The sequence below is a fragment of the Nocardia sp. NPDC056000 genome (assembly GCF_042269265.1).
In the GTDB taxonomy this organism is placed as follows: Bacteria; Actinomycetota; Actinomycetes; order Mycobacteriales; family Mycobacteriaceae; genus Nocardia.
Genome location: NZ_JBHJXS010000013.1, coordinates 134,662 through 154,128, shown reverse-complemented (window position 1 = coordinate 154,128; position 19,467 = coordinate 134,662). Strand labels below are relative to the sequence as shown.

Below are 19,467 nucleotides of genomic sequence, written 5' to 3'. Positions count from 1 at the left end.
GGTTTACGTTCCACGGTGTTAATCGTGCGTTATGCGTCGCCACCTTCACTACCGGGTGCCGCCTTCGGCGCGGCGTTCACATCGTCGATGCGGTATTTGGCGGCTGCCTCGATCAGCTTGGCGCGGTCGATCTTTCCGGCCTCGGCGAGCCCGGAAAGGGCCGCTACCACGATCGATGCGGCATCCACGTTGAAGACGCGGCGGGCTGCCGGGCGGGTGTCGGAGAAGCCGAAACCGTCCGTGCCGAGCGAGATGAACTTGCCCGGTACCCACTGGCGGATCTGATCCGGTACCGCGCGCATCCAGTCCGAGGCGGCCACGAACGGGCCCTCGGCCTGTCCGAGCGCCTGGGTGATGTACGGCTGGCCCGGATCGGTGTCCGGATGCCGCAACTTCTGGATCTCCTTGGCGAGAGCCTCTTTTCGCAGCTCACCCCAGGAGGTCACGGACCAGACGTCCGCCTGTACGCCCCACTCCTCGGCCAGCATCTCCTGGGCGCGCAGGCCGTCGGGCATGGTGACGCCCGCGACCAGGATCTGGGCGCGCACCGCGCCCTCACCACCGCGCTTGTAGAGGTAGATGCCCTTGAGCAGGCCCTCCACATCCAGGTTCTCCGGCTCGGCCGGCTGTGACTGCGGCTCGTTGTAGAGGGTGATGTAGTAGAAGATGTCCTCGCCGCCGAAGTCGCGATGCTCCGAATGCGCTTCGGGATCGGTGCCCGGCAAGGCTTCTTGATATCCGGTGACGCCGACGCCGCCGCCGTACATGCGGCGCAAGCCATCTCGCACGATATGGGCGATTTCGAAGGCGAAGGCCGGGTCGTACGGGACACACGCCGGATTGGTCGACGCCAGCAGCAGTGAGTGACCGTCGTTGTGCTGCAGGCCCTCTCCGGTCAGCGTGGTTCGCCCGGCGGTTGCTCCGAGCACGAATCCGCGCGCCATCTGATCCGCGGCGGCCCACAGACCGTCCCCGGTGCGCTGGAAACCGAACATCGAGTAGAAGATGTACAGCGGGATCATCGGCTCGCCGTGCGTACTGTACGAGGTGCCCACGGCCGTGAAGGACGCGGTCGATCCGGCCTCGTTGATGCCCTCGTGCAGAATCTGGCCGATACTCGACTCTTTGTAGGCAAGCATCAATTCGGCGTCGACCGATGTGTACAGCTGACCGTTGCGGTTGTAGATCTTCAACGAAGGGAACCACGAGTCCATACCGAAGGTACGGGCCTCGTCGGGGATGATCGGCACGATGCGCTTGCCGATTTCCTTGTCCCGCAACAGTTCCTTCATGAGGCGCACGAAGGCCATCGTGGTGGCCACGCTCTGCTTGCCCGAGCCCTTGCGGACCGAACGGTAGGCCTCATCGCCCGGAAGTTGCAGAGGCTTTGCTGCAGTACGCCTCTCGGGCACGAAACCGCCCAGCTGCTTACGGCGGCCCATCATGTACTGGATCTCCGGCGCGTCCATACCGGGGTGGTAGTACGGCGGCAGATACGGATTGGCCTCGAGCTGCTCATCGGTGATCGGAATGCGCTGCACATCGCGGAACGACTTGAGGTCGTCCAGCGTCATCTTCTTCATCTGGTGCGTGGCATTGCGAGCCTCGAAGTGCTTGCCCAGGCCGTAGCCCTTGATCGTCTTGGCGATGATGACCGTCGGCTGGCCCTTGTGCGCCATGGCCGCCGCGTACGCCGCGTAGATCTTGCGGTAGTCGTGGCCGCCGCGCTTGAGGTTCCAGACCTGACTGTCGGACAGGCCCTTCACCAGCTCCTTGGTGCGCGGGTCGCGGCCGAAGAAGTGTTCGCGCACGTACGCGCCGTCATTGGCCTTGTACGTCTGGTAGTCGCCGTCGGGGGTGGTGTTCATCAGGTTGACCAGCGCACCGTCGCGGTCGGCTTGGAGTAGCGAGTCCCACTCGCGGCCCCAGACCACCTTGATGACATTCCAGCCGGCGCCGCGGAAGAACGACTCCAGTTCCTGAATGATCTTGCCGTTACCGCGCACCGGGCCGTCCAGGCGCTGCAGGTTGGCGTTGATGACGAAGGTCAGGTTGTCCAGGCCCTCGTTCGCGGCGACCTGGATGAGGCCGCGCGATTCCGGCTCGTCCATCTCGCCGTCGCCGAGGAAGGCCCATACGTGCTGATCTGAGGTGTCCTTGATACCGCGATCGTGCAGGTAGTGATTGAAACGCGCCTGGTAGATGGCGTTCATCGGGCCCAAACCCATGGAGACCGTGGGGAATTCCCAGAAGTCCGGCATGAGTCGCGGATGCGGGTAGGACGAGAGACCGGCTCCGGGGCCGCCGTGGGAGTACTCCTGGCGGAACCCGTCCATCTGGTCTTCGGTGAGGCGGCCCTCGAGGAAGGCGCGCGCGTAGATACCGGGGGAGGCGTGGCCCTGGATGTAGACCTGGTCGCCGCCGCCGGGATGATCCTTACCGCGGAAGAAGTGGTTGAAACCCACCTCGTACAGGGCCGATGACGACGCGTAGGTCGAAATATGGCCGCCCACACCGATTCCGGGGCGCTGGGCGCGGTGCACCATGACCGCGGCGTTCCAGCGGATGTAGGCGCGGAAGCGGCGTTCGGTTTCCTCGTCGCCGGGGAACCAGGGCTCGTTCTCGGTGGGGATGGTGTTCACATAGTCGGTCGAAGTCAGCGCGGGGATCGCGACGTGGCGTTCGCCGGCACGCTCCAGCATCCGCAGCATGAGGTAGCGGGCGCGACCCGGTCCTTCACGCTCGAGCATTTCATCGAAGCTGTCCAGCCATTCGCTGGTCTCCTCCGGATCAATGTCCGGAAGGTATGACGCCACCCCCTCGCGGATCACTCGGACCCGGCCCCCCGCCGGGCGATTTCGTGCCGTGCCGTTTGTGGGACTCGACGAAGGATTGGGGTGCATCAGGTCGGTCAAGACGATTGCTCCTCGTACACAGGGTGGGACATCTGATAGGCGTCATTCACCCGGGCAGTCGCTGGTGTGCGGCATACCCGTAACGATTGGTTTGGGGCGCATCTCACATCCTTGTGCATGATGCGTCCCAGCTCATCATGTCAGCAGACGATCCAGTACCGTTCTCCAGGGAACCGGCTCAGGCAGGAACGGGGAGACGATGAAGCTGCTGAACCCGCGTGGGTTCGGATTGGCATGTGCGACCGTCACGGTCGGGCTGGGGCTTGTTGTCGCAGGTTGCGCCAGCACCGTCGAGGGTACAGCGACGGTGAATCAGGCGGATGCGACCTCGTACAAGGCCGAGGCCGCGGCATCGTCGACGGCGGCCGCGGCGTCGAAAGCCGCCGCCGCGCAGGCGAAGGCGGTGACCGATAACTGCGATCCGTTCCGCGCTACCACGGGCACCGCTGTGGATCGCTACAACGATTTCGTGGACGCGCACGACGGGCAGACCGCCGACCAGGCCGATAAGCGGGAGGCCGCTGCGAACGCTTTGGACGATGCGGCGAAGACGGTCGAGGGGCGGGTGACCGCGTCCGGTGCGGACCTGGCGGCCGATCTGGCGCAGAAGTTCACCGATTACATCGGCGCGGCGCGCGGATTGGCCGCGGAAGTTCGAAAAATGACGAACAGCTCGTCGGTGGGACCGCTCAATGACGCGAGTCACAAGGTCAACGATGCTTTGAACGCGGTCCGGAACGCTTGCCCGGCACGGTGATCCGGGTGGGCGTGAGGTCTCACATACGACATTTAGGGTGCGAATTCGGCCGATCAGCTTGCGCTACGGGCCATAACCATGTTCGCTTGCATCTACCTATTGTCTGGAGTTGAGGAGGACGCCACCGTGGTCGCCGCGGCGGACGCGCAGAACTACGCTCAGAAGCTTGGCATTACTCACGGAATGGTGATTCAGGAACTGGGCTGGGACGAGGATACCGACGACGGCCTGCGGGCCGCCGTTGAAGAGGCCATCGGGTCCGAAATGCTCGACGAAGACACCGATGAGGTCGTCGACGTCGTGCTTTTGTGGTGGCGGGATGGAGACGGCGACTTGGTCGACGAACTCCTCAACGTGATCACCCCGCTGGCCGATGACGGCATCGTCTGGGTCTTGACACCCAAGACCGGCCATAGTGGCCATGTGGATCCGGCGGAAATCGCCGAGTCCGCATCTCCGGCGGGCCTGACCCAAACCTCGTCGATCAGCCTGGGCAACGACTGGTCGGGAAGCCGCCTGGTACAACCCAAGACGCCCTCGAAGCAGCGCTGACCGCGTCTTCGCTAAGGTCTTCGAATGGACGGCGTGTCACATGTCGTGGCACGCCGTCCTCGAATGCCCGGACACGATGGAGGTTTCGCATGCCACTAGAGGTCGGCACGGTCGCACCGGACTTCACCCTGAAGGACCAGAACAACCAGGAAGTCTCGCTGTCGAGCTACCGCGGTGAGAAGAACGTCCTGGTCGTCTTCTACCCCCTGGCCTTCACGGGTATCTGCCAGGGCGAGCTGTGCAAGGTCCGGGACGAACTCCCCAAGTTTCAGAACGACAACGCCGAAATCCTCGCGATCTCGGTAGGCCCCCCGCCCACCCACAAGATCTGGGCAGCCGAACAGGGCTACACCTTCCCCCTGCTGTCCGACTTCTGGCCGCACGGCGCGGTAGCCCAGTCCTACGGCGTCTTCAACGAGAAATCCGGCTACCCCAACCGCGGAACGTTCGTCATCGACAAGGACGGAATCATCCGTTTCGCCGAAATGAACGGCCCCGGAGAGGCCCGTGACCAGCAGGCTTGGGAGAAAGCCCTCGCCGCGCTAGATTCATAACCCGTCACCCGCGAATCCCCCGGATCCGCGAACGACATCCGACCCGGCCCCGCCGGGACGACTCGGGCGTATAGCTCAGTGGTAGAGCACTGGTTTTACACACCAGCGGTCGGGGGTTCGAAACCCTCTGCGCCCACTCTCGAATCAACCGGCAGGTACCGATAGGTACCTGCCGGTTTTCGTCCGGGGGCGATTCGCGCGGTGGAACACAGGATTGGCGAGGCGGAGTGGTGAGCGAGGACCCGGGCGTATTCGGCGAGACCGTTCGGCGCGGGGTGCCGGTCGACAAGGTGGCGGTGGCGCGAATGCTCGCGGAGGCGTTCGAGGGTGATCCGTATGCGCGGTGGATGCATCCGCATGCGGGGTCGCGGTTGAGGGAGCTGCGGATGGCGTTCGAGGATTCCTATATGGAGTCGGGGCGGACGAGTGAGGGTGTCGATCTCGCCGTTGTGGATGGGGATCGGATTGTGGGCGCGGCGCTCTGGATGAATACCACTCGGGTGCGGACGCCGCGGACGCTGGCGGACTGGGTGCGGCGGCGGCGGATTTTCGGGTCGCGGGTGCCGCTGATGATGGAGGGGGCGCGGCAGCTGGCGGGTGCGCATGTCGCGGAACATCATTGGCATTTGATGGCGATCGCGACCGATCGGGAGGTTCGGGGGCGGGGGTATGGGCGGGCGTTGATGACGGCGGGGTTGGCGCGGTGTGCGGCGGATGGGCTGCCGGCGCATTTGGAGACGGCGAAAGCCGAGAACGTTCCGTATTACCGGCGGTTCGGGTTCGAAGTGGTTGCGACGCTCGAGCTGCCGAAGGGCGGGCCGCGTAACTGGCTTATGCGGTACGAACCCTGAGTTCGTGCGGCTTCGGGTCGGGCGTATTGATTCTTCGTGATTGCAACCCTCTTGCCGGGGGCGATGGCGCTGCACCCTTGGGGAGGGGAGGGCGTGCGGGATCGCTGATGGAGAGGGATCTATGCGGATCGAGCAGCTCGAGTATGTGCAGGCCGTTACCCGGTTGGGGTCTTTGCGGCGGGTCGCTGAGGAATTGCATGTTTCGCAGCCTGCTTTGAGTGAGACGCTGCGGAATCTGGAGCGGGAGCTCGGGGTGGAGCTGTTGGATCGGCGGCGGTCGGGGGCTCGGATCAGTGCTGAGGGGCGGGAGTTGTTGCCCTATATCGCGCAGGTCGTTGAAGCGGTGGATTCGTTGCGGCGGGCGGCGGATGAGCAGCATCGGGTTAGTCGGATGGTGCGGGTGGGGACCGTTAGTGCGGCTACGGTGTCACTGGTTTTGCCCGCTATCCGGGAGTTTCGGGAGTCGCATGCGCAGACACAGGTGGAGGTGGTGGATGCGCAGCAGGGGGAGATTCATATCGCCCTGCGGGAGGGGAGTTTCGATCTGGGGTTGGTGAATTATTTGCGGGGGGATGATCTGGCTCCGGAGTTTCACAGTACGGAGTTGTTGCGGGGGCGGCCGGTGGTATGCGTGCGGGCCGATAGTCGGCTGGCGCGGTTATCCGTTGTGGGGGTTGATGATCTGCTGGGGGAGCCGTTGATCGTCATGCGGTCCGGATATGTGATGCACCGGTTCGTGCATCGGCTGCTGGATGGGAGGCAGCCGCTGTTCTCATATTCCGTCGATGGCGCGGAAATGGGGAAGATCATGGTGGCAAATGGCTTGGGGGCCACCATACTTCCCGATTACAGCATTCAGGATGATCCGCTGGAAACGAGTGGCGTGATTACGTGGCGTCCGCTGGATTGTCGTTCTACCGAAGTGCTGTTGGTCGCGCAACGGCGTAAATCCACCGCACCTCCGCAGGCGGCGCGCGCCCTGCATGACGCACTGGTCAGACGCGCCGGTGCGCTGGGTGTGCGAGCGGCCTGAACACTCCTGCGCACGGTGGTAGGGAAAACTTATCACGACATCGAAAATGCCTGTTGGACAGCATGTTTCGTCAATTTTAAGGTGGTGCTCATGACTTCATCGTTCGTGAACCGCGAATTCGACAGTGTCGCAGAACCTTTGAAATTCGCCTACTGGGTGCCAAATGTCAGTGGCGGTCTTGTCATCAGTGATATCGAGCAGCGCACCGATTGGAGTTATGAGTACAACCGGAAACTTGCGGTGCTGGCCGAGAACAACGGGTTCGAATACGCGTTGACTCAGGTGCGGTACATGGCGAGTTATGGCGCTGCGTACCAACATGAGTCGACGAGTTTCAGCCTGGCGCTGTTGTTGGCCACCGAACGGCTCAAAGTGATTGCGGCCGTTCATCCGGGGCTGTGGCAGCCCGGTGTGCTGGCGAAGCTGATCGCCACCGCCGATCACCTTTCCGGCGGCCGGGCCGCGGTGAATGTGGTGAGCGGCTGGTTCAAGGGTGAGTTCACCGCGCTCGGTGAACCGTGGCTCGAACATGACGAACGTTACCGGCGCTCTGAGGAATTCATCGAGGTGCTGCGCAAGAGCTGGACCGAGGATGCGGCTCAATTCGCGGGCGACTTCTACCGACTGCGCGGATACGACCTCAAACCCAAGCCGTTGACCTCGGAGGGCCGCCCGCATCCGGAGATCTTCCAGGGCGGCAATTCGACCGCGGCACGCGCGATGGCGGGCCGGGTGTCGGACTGGTATTTCAGCAATGGCAAGGACTACGACGGCATTACCGAGCAGATCACCGAGGTCCGCGCCTCGGCCGCCGAGCACGGCCGCACGGTGAAGTTCGGGCTCAATGGATTCCTGATCGCCCGCGATACCGAGGCAGAGGCGAAGGAGACCCTGCGCGAGATCGTCGCCAAGGCCAATCCCGAAGCGGTGGAGGGGTTCCGGGGCGCGGTGCAGCAGGCGGGCAATTCCGCCGGCGACAAGCGCGGCATGTGGGCCGATTCGTCCTTCGAGGATCTGGTGCAGTACAACGACGGTTTCCGCTCCAAGCTCATCGGCACGCCCGAGCAGATCGCGCACCGGATCATCGAGTACAAGAAGCGCGGGGTGAATCTGCTGCTGCTCGGATTCCTGCACTATCACGAGGAAGTCGAGTATTTCGGCAGTCGGGTGCTGCCGATCGTGCGGGAACTCGAAGCCGAATTGCTTGCGGGCACTCCCGAGCCGGTGGGGGTGGCGCGATGACCACCGTAGAGGCGAAGTCCACCACCGACGCCGAACTGGACGCGATCTTCGGCCCCATCTTCGCTCGCATAGGCGAGGGCGCGGTACAACGCGAAACCGATCGCAGACTGCTGTTCGAGGAGGTGAACCTGTTGCGGGCCGCGAAGTTCGGCGCGCTGCGGGTACCGGTCGAATTCGGCGGGTACGGCGTCACGGTCCGCCAGCTGTTCCGGCAGTTGATCGAGCTGGCGGCCGCGGAATCCAATCTGCCGCAGGCGCTTCGGGTGCATTTCTCCTTCGTGGAGGACCAATTGCTGGCCGAGCCCGGTCCGGCCCGCGAGCAGTGGTTGCGTTCGGTGGCGCAGGGCAGTCTGGTCGGCAATGCCATTACCGAACCGGGTGTCGGCGCGGTCGACCACTATCGCACGAAGCTGACTCGCGACGGTGCGCACTGGCGGCTCAATGGCACGAAGTTCTACAGCACCGGCTCGCTGTACGCGGATTACATTGTGGCGGCGGCGGATCGGGACGGCGAGCGGGTCGGCGTGCTGGTGGAGGCGAATGCCGAGGGCGTGCGCCAGTCCGATGATTGGGACGGCTTCGGGCAGCGGCTCACCGCCAGTGGGACAACGGAATTCACCGATGTGCTGGTGACCGAGGACAATGTGCTCGGTCCCGGATACGGTGCGCCCGGACCCACCTATGCGACGGCCTATCTGCAATTGGTTCAGCTTGCGGTGCTGGCCGGGATCGCCCGGCGGGCGGAGCGGGACGCTCGGGAGTGGGTGGCCGCTCGCACCCGCGGCTATACGCATTCGGTCGCCGACCTGCCCCGCCGGGATCCGCTGGTGCAGCAGGTGATCGGCCGCCTGTCCGCCGCCGCCTTCGCCGCCGAGGCCAGCGTGCTCGCGGTCGCCGATGCGCTCGACGAGGTGTTGAACGATCGAGCGCAGGACGAAAGTCTCGTGGTGGCAGCCGAACTCGCGTCCGCTCGCGCACAGCTCGCGGTGATCGACCTGGTGCTGCCCGCGACCACCCTGCTCTTCGAAGTCGGTGGTGCGTCAGCGGTTTCGGAGCGGTTGCGCCTGGACCGGCACTGGCGCAATGCCCGCACCATCTCGGTGCACAATCCGGCGATTCAGAAGGCCCGCGCGATCGGCGATCACCTGCTCAACGGCACGGATCTGCCCTTCGCTTGGAGCGCGGGCGAACGAACCCCCGAGGCGGCATCATGACACGCCGAATCCGCTTCAACGCCTTCGATATGAACTGCGTGGCGCACCAATCCCCGGGCCTGTGGCGGCATCCCGAGGATCAGTCGCATCGCTACACCGATCTCGCGTACTGGACCGAGTTGGCGAAGCTGTTGGAGCGCGGGCGATTCGACGGCATCTTCATCGCCGATGTGCTCGGCACCTATGACGTGTACGGCGGCAATGACATCGCGGCGCTGCGTCAGGGCGCGCAGATCCCGGTCGCCGATCCGCTGCTGCTGGTCTCGGCGATGGCGGCGGTGACCGAACACCTCGGCTTCGGCATCACCACCGGAACCGGATTCGAGCATCCCTATCCGTTCGCACGCCGCCTATCCACCCTCGATCATCTGACCGGCGGGCGCGTCGGCTGGAATGTCGTTACCGGCTATCTGCCCTCTGCCGCAAGGAATTTCGGCGCGGACGATCAGCTCGATCACGATGAGCGCTACAACCAGGCCGATGAATACCTGGAGGTGCTCTACAAGCTGTGGGAGGGCTCCTGGGAAGACGATGCGGTGGTGCGCGATGCCGTTCGCGGCGTCTACGTGGATCCGGCGAAGGTGCACCATATCGGGCACCGCGGTAAGCACTACACGGTCCCGGGCATCCATCTGTCCGAACCGTCGCCGCAGCGGACACCGGTGATCTATCAGGCGGGCGCGTCACCGCGAGGTGTGCGCTTCGCGGCCGAGAACGCCGAGGCAATCTTCGTGGCCGGACCGTCCAAACGTGTGCTGGCGCAGACGGTCTCCCGTATTCGTGACGCGCTGGAAGCCGCCGGTCGGGACCGCAACGCCGCCCGCATCTACGCCCTGGCCACCATCATCACCGCGGAGACCGATGAGGCCGCGCACCGCAAACACCAGGAGTACCTGTCCTACGCCAGTGTGGAGGGCGGCCTGGTATTCATGTCGGGCTGGATGGGCATCGACCTGTCCACCTATGACCTGGACGCTCCCATCGGCCAGGTGGAGAGCAACGCCATCCAGTCCGCCGTGGCCGCGTTCCAGGAATTCGACGATGACGGCCGGGAGTGGACGGTCCGCGATATCGGCCGCTGGGCCGGAATCGGCGGTATGGGACCGGTTTTCGTGGGCTCCGGCGAGACGATCGCCGATCAACTCCAGGCGTGGGTCGACGATACCGATCTGGACGGTTTCAACCTGGCCTATGCCATCACCCCGGGCAGTTTCGAAGACATTGTGCGCCATGTCGTTCCGGTGCTGACCGCACGCGGAGCGTACGCCGATGAGTACGTCCCGGGCACCCTGCGCAACGCGCTGTTCGAGGCCGGGGATCGGCTGCCGCCCGAGCATCGGGGTGCGAGTTATCGCCTCGGCGGTGCGGCGTCGACCGCGCTGCCCGATAGCGAGTCCCGTCCGGGATCCGATGTCCCCGTACCTGATTCATCGCTCGATCCCGATTCGACCCCCGCCGCAGTATTGACCGGAAGCGAGATCCGCTCATGACCTCTCAGCGCAAATCCACCCGCTCGGCCGCCGTGATCGGAGCCGGTCAGACCGGTGTCACCGCGGCACTGGGCCTGCTCGACGCCGGTTTCGATGTGACGCTCTACAGCGATAGGGATCAGCGCGCGCTGCGCGATGACGTCCCCGCCACCGGCACCGCGCTGGAATTCGGCGAGACGCAGCAGGCCGAATCCGCGCTCGGACTGGACACCTACACCGCCCGCGCGCCCCGGCACACCGGTCTGACCGTGCGGATCGCCGGACCCGAGCGTGAGGAACTCATCGCGTTCGACGGGCATTTCGACGGCTATGTCGGTGTGGCCGTCGATACCCGGCTCAAGGCCGATGAACGGTTGACCGCCTTCGCCGAGCGTGGCGGCCGGTTCATCGTTCAGCAGGTGACGCCGGAGAAGCTCGGCAGCATTGCCGCCGGAGTGGACCTCACCCTGGTCGCGACCGGTCGCGGCGGGCTCTCGGAGTTGTTTCCGGTGGACGAGTCCCGCACGCCCTACAGCGCTCCGCAGCGCTCACTGCTCACGGTCACGGTCACCGGGCTCGACCACGACGACAGCGTATTCGCGCATCGCAGCCGCGCGGGCGGCGCGCGCAGCGGCTTCTCCATCTTCGCCGAGCAGGGTGAGGGCTGGTGGGGGCCGTACCTGCACAAGGACGCCGGACCCAGCTGGGCCTTCCTGGGCTGGGCGCGGCCCGGCAGCGACTGGGAGAAGCGTTTCGCCGCAGCCGATTCCGCGGACTCCGCGCTGCGGATCGTGCGAGAGCTGTACCGCGACTACATCGATTGGGATCTGCCCGAGGTGCAGGCCACGCAGGTCATCGCCGAGGATCCGCATTCGTGGCTGAAAGGCGCTGTGCGCCCGGTGGTTCGGGCCGGGGTGGGGCATACCGGGAGTGGTCATCCGGTGGCCTCGCTCGGCGATACCTCCGCCGCCTACGATCCGATCGCGGGCCAGGGCGCGCAGAGCGGTTTGATTCAGGCGCAGCGGCTGGTCGCGGCGGCGGCCGTACACGACGGACCGTTCGACGAGGAGTGGATCGGGCGGCAGTACCGCTCATTCCTAGCGGCGCGCGGTGATGCGGCGAATCGGGTGACCCGGCTGTTCCTGGGTGATCCCGAACTCGCGGAGATCGGGAACACCCTGTTCGCGGCGGCCGCGGTGGAGCCGCGCTTCGCCTCGGCGCTGGTCGGCCTGTTGCATCGCCCGCAGCCGTTCCTGGGCATCGATTCCCTCGACGCCGCGGGCAGGTTCATCACCGAGGTGACCGGGGAGAACGCGGACGCACTGTTGGCCCGCTTCGAACCGGCCGGACGATTCGATCGTTCAACCTTCACAAGCAGTCTCGCCACCGCATAGCGGCCGGAAACCCGTCGGATCGCAACCCACCACGTCGGAAGGACCAGCAATGACCGAAACTGCCCGGTGGGTGCGATGACCGAGATCGCCGATCGACCGTTGACCGTGCCCGTGATCGCCGACGCCGCCGAGGCATTGGCGGTCGCGGCGCGACTGTCCGCCCGATTCGCCGCCGGTGCGAGCGAGCGGGACGCCCGACGGCAACTGCCGTCGGCGGAATTGGATGAGCTGTCGGGCAGCGGTCTGCTCGGCATCACGGTGCCGCGCGAATTCGGCGGCGCGGATCTGCCGACTTCGGTTGTGACGGAGGTATTCCGGCTGCTTGCGGCCGGTGATCCCAATATCGCGCAGATTCCGCACAGTCACTTCGTGTACGTGAACGCGCTGCGGCAGAACGGAACCGAATCGCTGCGGCGGCTGCTCTTCGCGGAAGTGCTGGCGGGTAGGCGATTCGGCAACGCGCAGTCCGAGCTCGGCACCAAACATGTGCAGGACTACCGAACTAGGCTGCGGGCGCATCCGGAGGGCGGGTATGTGCTCGACGGTGTGAAGTCCTATTCCACCGGAGCTCTTTTCGCGCAGTGGATTCCGGTGCTGGCCAAGAATGACGAGGACCGGATCGAGGTGGCCTTCGTCCCCGCCGATGCCGCGGGTCTGACCGTCGTCGACGACTGGGACGGTATGGGCCAGCGCACCACCGCGAGCGGCACCGTGAAACTGGACGGCGTCCGTGTACCGGCGGATCACGTTGTCCCGCACCATCTCACCTTCACCGGACCGCAACTGTACGGCGCTCGCGCCCAGGTGCTGCATACGGCGATCGACGCCGGTATCGCCCGCGCGGCGCTCGTCGAGGCAGTCGATTTCGTGCGCACCCGCAGCCGTCCGTGGTTCGAAGCCGGTGTGGAGCACGCCCACGAGGATCCGTTGACGGTGCAGCGTTTCGGCGAACTGGAGGTCACGGTACGCGCCGCCGAGGCCCTGCTGGCGGTCGCGGGCCGCACCATAGACGAGGCGGCCGCCGCCCTAGACGAGGACAGCGCCGCCGCCGCGTCCATCGCCGTGGCCACCGCGAAATCCGCCGCCGACCGCGCCGCACTGGACGTCACCAACGCCCTGTTCGAGGTGGCAGGCACCCGCTCGGCCCTGGATTCGCTGAACCTGCACCGGCATTGGCGCAATGCCCGCACCCACACCCTGCACGACCCGGTGCGGTGGAAGATCCAGCACATCGGGCGCTACATCCTCAATGGCACGCCACCGCCTCGGCACGGTGTCCTCTGAAGGCGGTGTCACTCACCAGGTGGCGTGGCGAGCGCATCGCGCTGAGTGGTCAGAAAGGCTCGTTCGGCGTCATTGCGAGTGCGGTCGATGGCCGCATCGTAGGCGTGTGCGGCCTCAGCGTCGTTGCCGAGTCTGCGGAGTAGGTCGGCGCGAATGGCGTGGAAGAGGTAGTGCTGCTGGAGATTCAGTTCATCGAGGACATCGAGCGCTGATCTCGGTCCGTGTACTTCCGCCAGGGCGACGGCTCGGTTGAGGGCGACGATCGGGCTGGGGGCGAGAGCGGAGAGATGGTCGTAGAGATGCAGGATCTGGGCCCAGTCGGTATCGGCGGGGTCGAGGGCGTCGGCGTGTACGGCGTTGATCGCGGCTTGTAGCTGGTAGGGCCCAGGATCGTTGTGGCGCAGGCATTTTCGCACCAGTGCCTGACCCTCCTCGATCTGTGCCCGATTCCATTGGGAGCGGTCCTGTTTCGGCAGCGGGACCAGCGAACCGTCCGGGGTGGTGCGCGCTGCGCGGCGGGAATCGCTGAGGAGCATGAGGGCGAGCAGGCCCCAGACTTCCGGTTCGCCGGGCAGGATCTCCACAAGTACGCGGGTAAGGCGGATGGCTTCGGCGCACAGATCGGCGCGGGTCAGCTTCTCGCCGGAGGTTGCCGTGTGGCCTTCGGTGAAGATCAGGTACAGCACCGCCAGCACCGAATCGAGGCGTGCGGGCAATTCGGCGGGCGCGGGCACCCGGTAGGGGATGCGGGCGTCGCGAATCTTGCCTTTGGCGCGGGTAATGCGCTGCGCCATGGTCGATTCCGGTACCAGGAAGGCGCGCGCCAGTTCGGCTGTGGACAGGCCGCCCAGGAGCCGGAGCGTGAGCGCCACCTGGGTGGCCGGGGCCAATGCGGGGTGACAGCAGGTGAAGATCAGGCGCAGGCGATCGTCGGGCACCACATCGGTCTCGACCGGTTCATCGCGTTCGTGCAGGAGTGCGGCCTGGGCGTATTTATCGTGTCCGGCGGTTTCCCGCCGCAGCCGGTCGACCGCGCGATTGCGTGCGGTGGTGATGATCCAGCCGGGCGGGCTCGGCGGCAATCCCGCTGTGGGCCACCGTGATACGGCGGTGGTGAACGCGTCCTGCACCGCGTCCTCGGCGATATCGACATCGCCGAAGACGCGGATCAGGCTGGCGACGGCGCGACCGTAGTGTTCTGTGAACACCGTCTCGATCATCGCGATATCGACCGCGGCGGAACTCATTTCAGCCGTCCTGGAGCGGGCGCACCTCGATCGGCAGCGTCACCACGCGGGCCAGTCGGCGTCCCCATGCCAGCGCCTCATCGAGATCGGCCGCCCGGATAATGGTGAACCCGCCGATATGCTCCTTGCCCTCGGCATACGGCCCGTCGGTGATCAGCACCTCGGAACCGTTGGCCCGCAATACGGTTGCGGTGCTGGCCGCATGCAGACCGGCCGCGAACACCCAGGCTCCGGCGTCCCGCATCTCGTCGTTGAGCGCCTCGAGATCACGCATGATCTCGTCGAGATTGTCCGGTGGATCGGTGTCATCGGGCTGATAGATGCCGAGCAGATACTGTTTCACCGCGACTCCTCCGCCGTGGGCCGGTACGTGGCGATGATGACACCGGTTGTCGTGGTGACACTCTCGACCAGCCGCAGCTCGCCCAGATCGACACCGTCGAACAACCGCTGCCCCGTCCCCAGTACCAGCGGATGGATCTGAAGCAGATACTCGTCGATCATCCCCGCACCCATGAGCGAACGCAGTAGCGCCCCGCTGCCCAGCACCACCAGATCCAATTCCGGCCGCGCGGCCCGCAACTGCCGCACCGCGGTCACGGCATCACCCCAGAGCAATGTCGAATGCTGCCAAGGGAGCGGTTCGCTCAGCGTGCGGGAAACCACGAATTTCTCGGCCTTGTTCAGCACATCGGTGAACGGATTGTCCCGCTGCTCCGGCCAATACCCGTAGAAATCCGCATAGGTTCGCCGCCCGAACAGCAGCGCCCGCTCCCTGGCGGCCATGTGCTCCCCGATGACCCGCCCCTGCACCGCATCGGCGAAACCTCCGGCCCATCCGCCTGCCTCGAATCCGTCCCGAGTGTCCTCATCCGCCCGGCCCGGGCCCTGCATGACCCCATCCAGGGTCACGCTGACCACCGCGACAATGCCGCTCATATCCGCTCCTTCCGAAGGCCCGGCACAGCACCGGGCTTACCCCTATACGAACGGGCATGGCTGATTTCGACAGGGACGGACGGGTGACTTCAGATTTTGCCCGCGAAGCTTTCCGCCACCGCGCGGTCCTGTTTGAATCCGCCGATGATGTTCGCGGCCTTGACCTCGTCGAGGTCGAGTTCGGCGATGAGAATCTCGTCGGTCTTCCCGGCGCGGGCGATCACCTTGCCGAAGGGATTGATGACCATGCTGTTGCCGTAGAGCTCGAGGGCTTCCTGTTGGCCGCGGTTGTTGGCGGCCAGGACGAAGACGCAGTTCTCCAGGGCGCGGGTGGCGGGGAGCAGGTCCCAGGCGTGGGCGTATTCGGTGGGCCAGGCGGCCGATAGGAGTAGGACGTCCGCGCCCATGTCGACCAGCGCGCGTTGCTGTTCGCCGTAGGTGATGTCGGCGCAGGTGTTGAAGCCGAAGGTGACGTCGCGGCCGCTGTGCGGGAGGGTCACCGTCTGGACGACGAGTTTGCTTCCGTTGGTTTGGGGTTCGGCTTTGTGGACTTCGCTGGCCCCGCCCAGGTAGCGCGCTTTGTCTTCGGGGGAGACCGTGGCGTAGGACTTGCCGTGCAGGTGGATCTTGTCGTAGCGGGTGCGGATTTCACCGTTGGGGGCGAAGAAGATCGCGGTGTTGAAGGGGAGTCCGCCGTCGTCGTTCTTCACCTGGAAGGTGCCCGCGTGGACGTACGCGCCGACGCGGCGGACGGATTCGCCGATGCGGGTGAAGGCCCAGCCGTCGAGGGTGTGCTGTTCGGCGAACTGAATGTCGTCCATGAAAGCGCCGTCGAGCCATTCCTCCGGCAGCATGATCAGGTCGATGTTCTGATCGGCCAGGGATTCGATCCGGGTGCAGGCGCGCTCGAGGCGTTCCTTGATGGGGTAGTCGAGTTCGGGCAGGTGCTGGATGATCGCGATCTTCATGAGAATGCCTTTCCGTTGATGTTCCTTCTTCTCGTAGCGATTCACCAGCGACTTTACCAAGACATCGGACAAATGTCCGATGTTTGTGGGTCGCGCTGATCACACCGATCCGACCTGGGGAAGTGCGGTATCAGTCCTGTTCGGTGGTGCTATTTATGAGCGCTTTGATCGCCCGCCGGAAGAAGTCGAGATCCTCGATACCGCGCGGCCACGCCGCATTCTGCAATGCCGCACCGTCGATGAACGCCATGGTCACGCGCGCTCGGAAATGTGCATCGGGCACTCCGAGACTCTCGAGCAATGACTCGGTTACCTCTTCGTAGGTGGTGATCAACCGCTGCGCGATCGGGCGTAGCGCCGGATCGTGGCGGCACTGCAAATACAGCGTCAGCTGTGAAAGCTTTTCCGCGCCGGTCGCTCCGGTCTGCGCGGCATCGCCGATCAAGAGATCCAGGTAGCGGTCGATCACCTGCGGTGCGGATTCCCGCGATGTCGGTTCCAATGCCAGCTGCCGGATATTGCCGATCAGCCGGGTCGCCGCCACATCCATTGCGGCCGCGATCAATTCGTCGATCGAGGTGAAGAAATAACTGGTCGAGGAGAGCGGTACGCCCGCGCGCGCGGCGATGGCCCGATGAGTCGCCGCCTTGACCCCGCCCTCGGCGATCACCTCGATGGCGGCGTCCAGCAGCAGTGCGCGTCGTGCCGCGCCCGCGGCGCGATGGCTCTGCGGTCGCGGCGACATGCGGCGATGATAGCCAGCGCGGTGCTGGTCCGGCGGTATCGGCACGCTGCACGGGCGATCCGATGTGGTCGCCGGGTATGCGTGCGCCGGTGGTCCGTTCCCCTCGACGTGGCTGCCGGACGATCAGTCGACGGTGAGGACGATCTTGCCGGAGGTGCGGCCGCTATTGCCGAGTGCGTGTGCTTCGGCGGCCCATTCGAGCGGCAGGACCGTATCGATATGCGGTCGCAGCGAACCGTTTTCGACGAGGGCGGCGATTTCACGCAGACCCGCCCGATCGGCTTCGACGATCATGAACGCGGCGCGCGAGCCGAGCGGGCGCGCCTGCTCGGCCAGGTATGCCTCGGCGGGGGAGGCCAGCGCGACCAGGATGCCGCCCGGCCGCAGGGTTGTCAGCGAACGGGGGCCGTATTCGCCGCCGATGGTATCCAGGACCACGTCGATATCGCGGGCGATAGTGGTGAAATCGACTGCGGTGTAGTCGATTACCTCATCTGCCCCGAGTCCGAGCACGAGATCGTGTTTGGCCGATCTGGCCGTGCCGATCACGTATGCGCCACGCGCCTTGGCGATTTGGACCGCCAGGTGACCGACGCCGCCCGCCGCGGCATGGATCAGAACGCGCTGCCCGGGTCGCAGGTCGGCGGTGTCCACCAGCGCCTGCCATGCGGTGAGCGCGGCCAGCGGTAGTGCCGCCGCCTCGGTATGAGTGAGTACCGACGGCTTGCGGATCACATGTCGCGCAGGGGAAGTCACGTATTGCGCGTACGTGCCCGCCGGATGCGGATGCCGGGGCAGGCCGAATACCTCGTCACCGGGCTGGAAGATGGTGACGCCGGGGCCGACGGATTCGACGACCCCGGATACGTCCCAGCCCAGGCGAATCGGCGTCTCGCTGCCCGCGAGTCCGCCGCTGGCTCGATGCCACGAGTCGGTCGGATTGACGCCGATCGCATGCACTCGGATGAGCACCTCGGCCGGTCCCGGCTCGGGGCGGGATACCTCGGCGAGCTTCAATACCTCGGGTCCGCCGAACGAATCCTGGGTGATGGCAAGCATTTTCGACTCTCTTCTTCGAGATCAGGCGGGCTGATCGTGCAGTTGCGATGCGGTGTCGGGGCGTGCTGTCGCACCGGAGACCTGTTTGCCGAGGTTGATGAAGAACAGGATCAAACCGATGGTGAGGGTGATGTGCCCGAGGCCCGCCAGGCCGGAGATCGCGGCGCTCGTGTGCGCGCCGAAGACGGTTTGTATGCCGTGGACGGTCATCATCGTGACCGTCAGGACGAGACCGGCGTTGTAGATCCGGAAGAACCAGTCGAACAGTTTTCCGTCGCTCGGGCCGAACGCCTTCTCCAGCGCCAGCACGATGAGGTGGAACAGCATGCCCAGGGCCAGCAGATGGGTGTGCACCACGGCGAGCTGGGTGTCGCCGGTGAAGTCCTGCCATTTGGTGATTTCGCGGTAGACCAGGCCGCTGATGACGCCGACGATCATGTATGTGTGTGCCGCGTAATAGATCTTCTGCACGGGGGCTCGTTCCTCATCTCACTTGAAAACCGCGTTTCCAAGGATTCGGGACGGGTGATGTGCGAACAATGATCGGTTGCGCAACAGCGGTTTAGGTGTGCTGAACGATTCAGTAGTCGAGGGCGTGCTCGGGCTGGCAGACATCCATGGGCGACGGCAGGTAGCGGACGATGGCGTCCAGCAGCGGGGCATTGCCCGGGGCGTCGCACAGGATGGGCACCACATCGCCGATGCGCGTGCGGCGGCGGATGCGCCGATGCAGTTGTTCGGCGGGGATCTCGGTGGAATCGGCCCACATCGGGAACAGGTCGATGATGTCCTGGAACTCCGCGCCGACACCGAGCGGGACGTGCAGGGCCAGCGGTGTCGCGCCGTGGATGTCGGCGATGGTGTGCACCCAGCGGTCGAAATCCGCGCCGGGCTGGTCGAGTCCGTTGATCAGGCAGAGTCTGGCGACCTGATGGTCATCGGCGATGCGCAGCACGGTTTCCAGGCGCGGATCGCGGCGGGTCGCGGCGTTGACGACCGCGATCAGGCCGTCGGCCACCCGGATCGAGCGTTCCAGCTCGGCGTTGGGGGTGCGGCTGGACAGTTCGGTGATGCGGATCGTGTACTCGGCCTGGTCCGCGGGCCAGCGGATGGTGCCCCGATCGCCGGAATCGCGGTGCAGGCGGTGTGCCACGCATGCCGTCTCATTCGGGTCGCCGATGATCGTGACATTGCGGATCGACTGCGGGTCAATAGCTTTGGTGCCCATCGCGGTGTGATACTCC

Annotated in this window: 19 protein-coding genes and 1 tRNA gene; 11 read left to right on the top strand and 9 right to left on the bottom strand. The window is 65.2% G+C overall.

Annotated features, from left to right (window positions below):
* Window positions 1-29: 29 nt before the first annotated feature.
* Window positions 30-2,903, bottom strand: coding sequence for a pyruvate dehydrogenase (acetyl-transferring), homodimeric type (gene aceE / locus ACFC4D_RS34200; RefSeq protein WP_376069782.1), 2,874 nt, complete (start codon window positions 2,901-2,903; stop codon window positions 30-32).
* 211 nt (window positions 2,904-3,114) lie between these two features.
* On the opposite strand from aceE, the gene ACFC4D_RS34195 reads away from it, so the two are divergent.
* The 11 genes from ACFC4D_RS34195 to ACFC4D_RS34145 all read left to right on the top strand — a co-directional run bounded on the left by ACFC4D_RS34195 (window position 3,115) and on the right by ACFC4D_RS34145 (window position 13,265).
* Window positions 3,115-3,672, top strand: a complete 558-nt coding sequence (locus ACFC4D_RS34195; protein WP_364638245.1) for a hypothetical protein — start codon at window positions 3,115-3,117, stop codon at window positions 3,670-3,672.
* A gap of 126 nt (window positions 3,673-3,798) precedes the next feature.
* Complete coding sequence (locus ACFC4D_RS34190; RefSeq protein WP_364638242.1) at window positions 3,799-4,224, top strand: DUF3052 domain-containing protein; 426 nt, start codon at window positions 3,799-3,801, stop codon at window positions 4,222-4,224.
* A gap of 89 nt (window positions 4,225-4,313) precedes the next feature.
* Window positions 4,314-4,778, top strand: a complete 465-nt coding sequence (locus ACFC4D_RS34185; RefSeq protein WP_375968374.1) for a peroxiredoxin — start codon at window positions 4,314-4,316, stop codon at window positions 4,776-4,778.
* Window positions 4,779-4,842: 64 nt separating this feature from the next.
* A tRNA-Val gene (locus ACFC4D_RS34180) sits at window positions 4,843-4,914 on the top strand.
* 94 nt (window positions 4,915-5,008) lie between these two features.
* Complete coding sequence (locus ACFC4D_RS34175) at window positions 5,009-5,629, top strand: GNAT family N-acetyltransferase (RefSeq protein ID WP_376069393.1); 621 nt, start codon at window positions 5,009-5,011, stop codon at window positions 5,627-5,629.
* Window positions 5,630-5,750: 121 nt separating this feature from the next.
* Complete coding sequence (locus ACFC4D_RS34170; RefSeq protein ID WP_376069390.1) at window positions 5,751-6,662, top strand: LysR family transcriptional regulator; 912 nt, start codon at window positions 5,751-5,753, stop codon at window positions 6,660-6,662.
* 90 nt (window positions 6,663-6,752) lie between these two features.
* Window positions 6,753-7,904 carry a dimethylsulfone monooxygenase SfnG gene (gene sfnG / locus ACFC4D_RS34165; RefSeq protein WP_376069386.1) on the top strand — a complete coding sequence of 384 codons (1,152 nt, stop codon included), beginning with the start codon at window positions 6,753-6,755 and terminating at the stop codon, window positions 7,902-7,904.
* Window positions 7,901-9,118, top strand: coding sequence for an acyl-CoA dehydrogenase family protein (locus tag ACFC4D_RS34160; protein WP_376069384.1), 1,218 nt, complete (start codon window positions 7,901-7,903; stop codon window positions 9,116-9,118). The genes sfnG and ACFC4D_RS34160 overlap by 4 nt, the downstream gene beginning before the upstream one ends.
* Window positions 9,115-10,608, top strand: a complete 1,494-nt coding sequence (locus tag ACFC4D_RS34155; RefSeq protein ID WP_376069381.1) for an LLM class flavin-dependent oxidoreductase — start codon at window positions 9,115-9,117, stop codon at window positions 10,606-10,608. The genes ACFC4D_RS34160 and ACFC4D_RS34155 overlap by 4 nt, the downstream gene beginning before the upstream one ends.
* Window positions 10,605-11,981 (top strand): styrene monooxygenase/indole monooxygenase family protein, encoded by a 1,377-nt coding sequence (locus ACFC4D_RS34150; protein ID WP_376069378.1) that lies wholly within the window; start codon window positions 10,605-10,607, stop codon window positions 11,979-11,981. Before ACFC4D_RS34155 ends, ACFC4D_RS34150 begins: the two co-directional genes overlap by 4 nt.
* A gap of 75 nt (window positions 11,982-12,056) precedes the next feature.
* Window positions 12,057-13,265 (top strand): SfnB family sulfur acquisition oxidoreductase, encoded by a 1,209-nt coding sequence (locus ACFC4D_RS34145; protein ID WP_376069375.1) that lies wholly within the window; start codon window positions 12,057-12,059, stop codon window positions 13,263-13,265.
* Between the two features lie 8 nt (window positions 13,266-13,273).
* On the opposite strand, the gene ACFC4D_RS34140 is transcribed toward ACFC4D_RS34145, so the two are convergent.
* The 8 genes from ACFC4D_RS34140 to ACFC4D_RS34105 form a co-directional block, all read right to left on the bottom strand.
* Window positions 13,274-14,512, bottom strand: coding sequence for an RNA polymerase sigma factor (locus ACFC4D_RS34140; RefSeq protein ID WP_376069372.1), 1,239 nt, complete (start codon window positions 14,510-14,512; stop codon window positions 13,274-13,276).
* A gap of 1 nt (window position 14,513) precedes the next feature.
* Window positions 14,514-14,855, bottom strand: a complete 342-nt coding sequence (locus tag ACFC4D_RS34135) for a YciI family protein (protein WP_375968363.1) — start codon at window positions 14,853-14,855, stop codon at window positions 14,514-14,516.
* Window positions 14,852-15,451, bottom strand: coding sequence for a dihydrofolate reductase family protein (locus ACFC4D_RS34130; protein ID WP_376069370.1), 600 nt, complete (start codon window positions 15,449-15,451; stop codon window positions 14,852-14,854). The genes ACFC4D_RS34135 and ACFC4D_RS34130 overlap by 4 nt, the downstream gene beginning before the upstream one ends.
* Window positions 15,452-15,540: 89 nt before the next feature.
* Window positions 15,541-16,491 (bottom strand): carbon-nitrogen hydrolase family protein, encoded by a 951-nt coding sequence (locus ACFC4D_RS34125; RefSeq protein ID WP_376069367.1) that lies wholly within the window; start codon window positions 16,489-16,491, stop codon window positions 15,541-15,543.
* Between the two features lie 58 nt (window positions 16,492-16,549).
* Window positions 16,550-17,164, bottom strand: coding sequence for a TetR/AcrR family transcriptional regulator (locus ACFC4D_RS34120; protein ID WP_376069364.1), 615 nt, complete (start codon window positions 17,162-17,164; stop codon window positions 16,550-16,552).
* 123 nt (window positions 17,165-17,287) lie between these two features.
* Window positions 17,288-18,223, bottom strand: coding sequence for an NADP-dependent oxidoreductase (locus tag ACFC4D_RS34115; RefSeq protein WP_376069362.1), 936 nt, complete (start codon window positions 18,221-18,223; stop codon window positions 17,288-17,290).
* Between the two features lie 21 nt (window positions 18,224-18,244).
* Window positions 18,245-18,694: a DUF2871 domain-containing protein gene (locus ACFC4D_RS34110; RefSeq protein ID WP_376069359.1), complete on the bottom strand. Its 450-nt coding sequence runs from the start codon at window positions 18,692-18,694 to the stop codon at window positions 18,245-18,247.
* Window positions 18,695-18,803: 109 nt separating this feature from the next.
* A complete protein-coding gene (locus ACFC4D_RS34105; RefSeq protein WP_376069356.1) occupies window positions 18,804-19,451 on the bottom strand; it encodes a GTP-binding protein in 648 nt (215 codons plus the stop codon).
* Between the last annotated feature and the right edge of the window lie 16 nt (window positions 19,452-19,467).

Excerpts from the sequence above, each read along its gene's own strand:
- aceE (WP_376069782.1), bottom strand. The coding sequence starts at position 2,903 with ATGCACCCCAATCCTTCGTCGAGTCCCACAAACGGCACGGCACGAAAT.
- ACFC4D_RS34195 (WP_364638245.1), top strand. The coding sequence starts at position 3,115 with ATGAAGCTGCTGAACCCGCGTGGGTTCGGATTGGCATGTGCGACCGTC.
- ACFC4D_RS34185 (WP_375968374.1), top strand. The coding sequence starts at position 4,314 with ATGCCACTAGAGGTCGGCACGGTCGCACCGGACTTCACCCTGAAGGAC.
- ACFC4D_RS34170 (WP_376069390.1), top strand. The coding sequence starts at position 5,751 with ATGCGGATCGAGCAGCTCGAGTATGTGCAGGCCGTTACCCGGTTGGGG.
- sfnG (WP_376069386.1), top strand. The coding sequence starts at position 6,753 with ATGACTTCATCGTTCGTGAACCGCGAATTCGACAGTGTCGCAGAACCT.
- ACFC4D_RS34160 (WP_376069384.1), top strand. The coding sequence starts at position 7,901 with ATGACCACCGTAGAGGCGAAGTCCACCACCGACGCCGAACTGGACGCG.
- ACFC4D_RS34155 (WP_376069381.1), top strand. The coding sequence starts at position 9,115 with ATGACACGCCGAATCCGCTTCAACGCCTTCGATATGAACTGCGTGGCG.
- ACFC4D_RS34150 (WP_376069378.1), top strand. The coding sequence starts at position 10,605 with ATGACCTCTCAGCGCAAATCCACCCGCTCGGCCGCCGTGATCGGAGCC.
- ACFC4D_RS34145 (WP_376069375.1), top strand. The coding sequence starts at position 12,057 with ATGACCGAGATCGCCGATCGACCGTTGACCGTGCCCGTGATCGCCGAC.
- ACFC4D_RS34140 (WP_376069372.1), bottom strand. The coding sequence starts at position 14,512 with ATGAGTTCCGCCGCGGTCGATATCGCGATGATCGAGACGGTGTTCACA.
- ACFC4D_RS34130 (WP_376069370.1), bottom strand. The coding sequence starts at position 15,451 with ATGAGCGGCATTGTCGCGGTGGTCAGCGTGACCCTGGATGGGGTCATG.
- ACFC4D_RS34120 (WP_376069364.1), bottom strand. The coding sequence starts at position 17,164 with ATGTCGCCGCGACCGCAGAGCCATCGCGCCGCGGGCGCGGCACGACGC.
- ACFC4D_RS34115 (WP_376069362.1), bottom strand. The coding sequence starts at position 18,223 with ATGCTTGCCATCACCCAGGATTCGTTCGGCGGACCCGAGGTATTGAAG.
- ACFC4D_RS34105 (WP_376069356.1), bottom strand. The coding sequence starts at position 19,451 with ATGGGCACCAAAGCTATTGACCCGCAGTCGATCCGCAATGTCACGATC.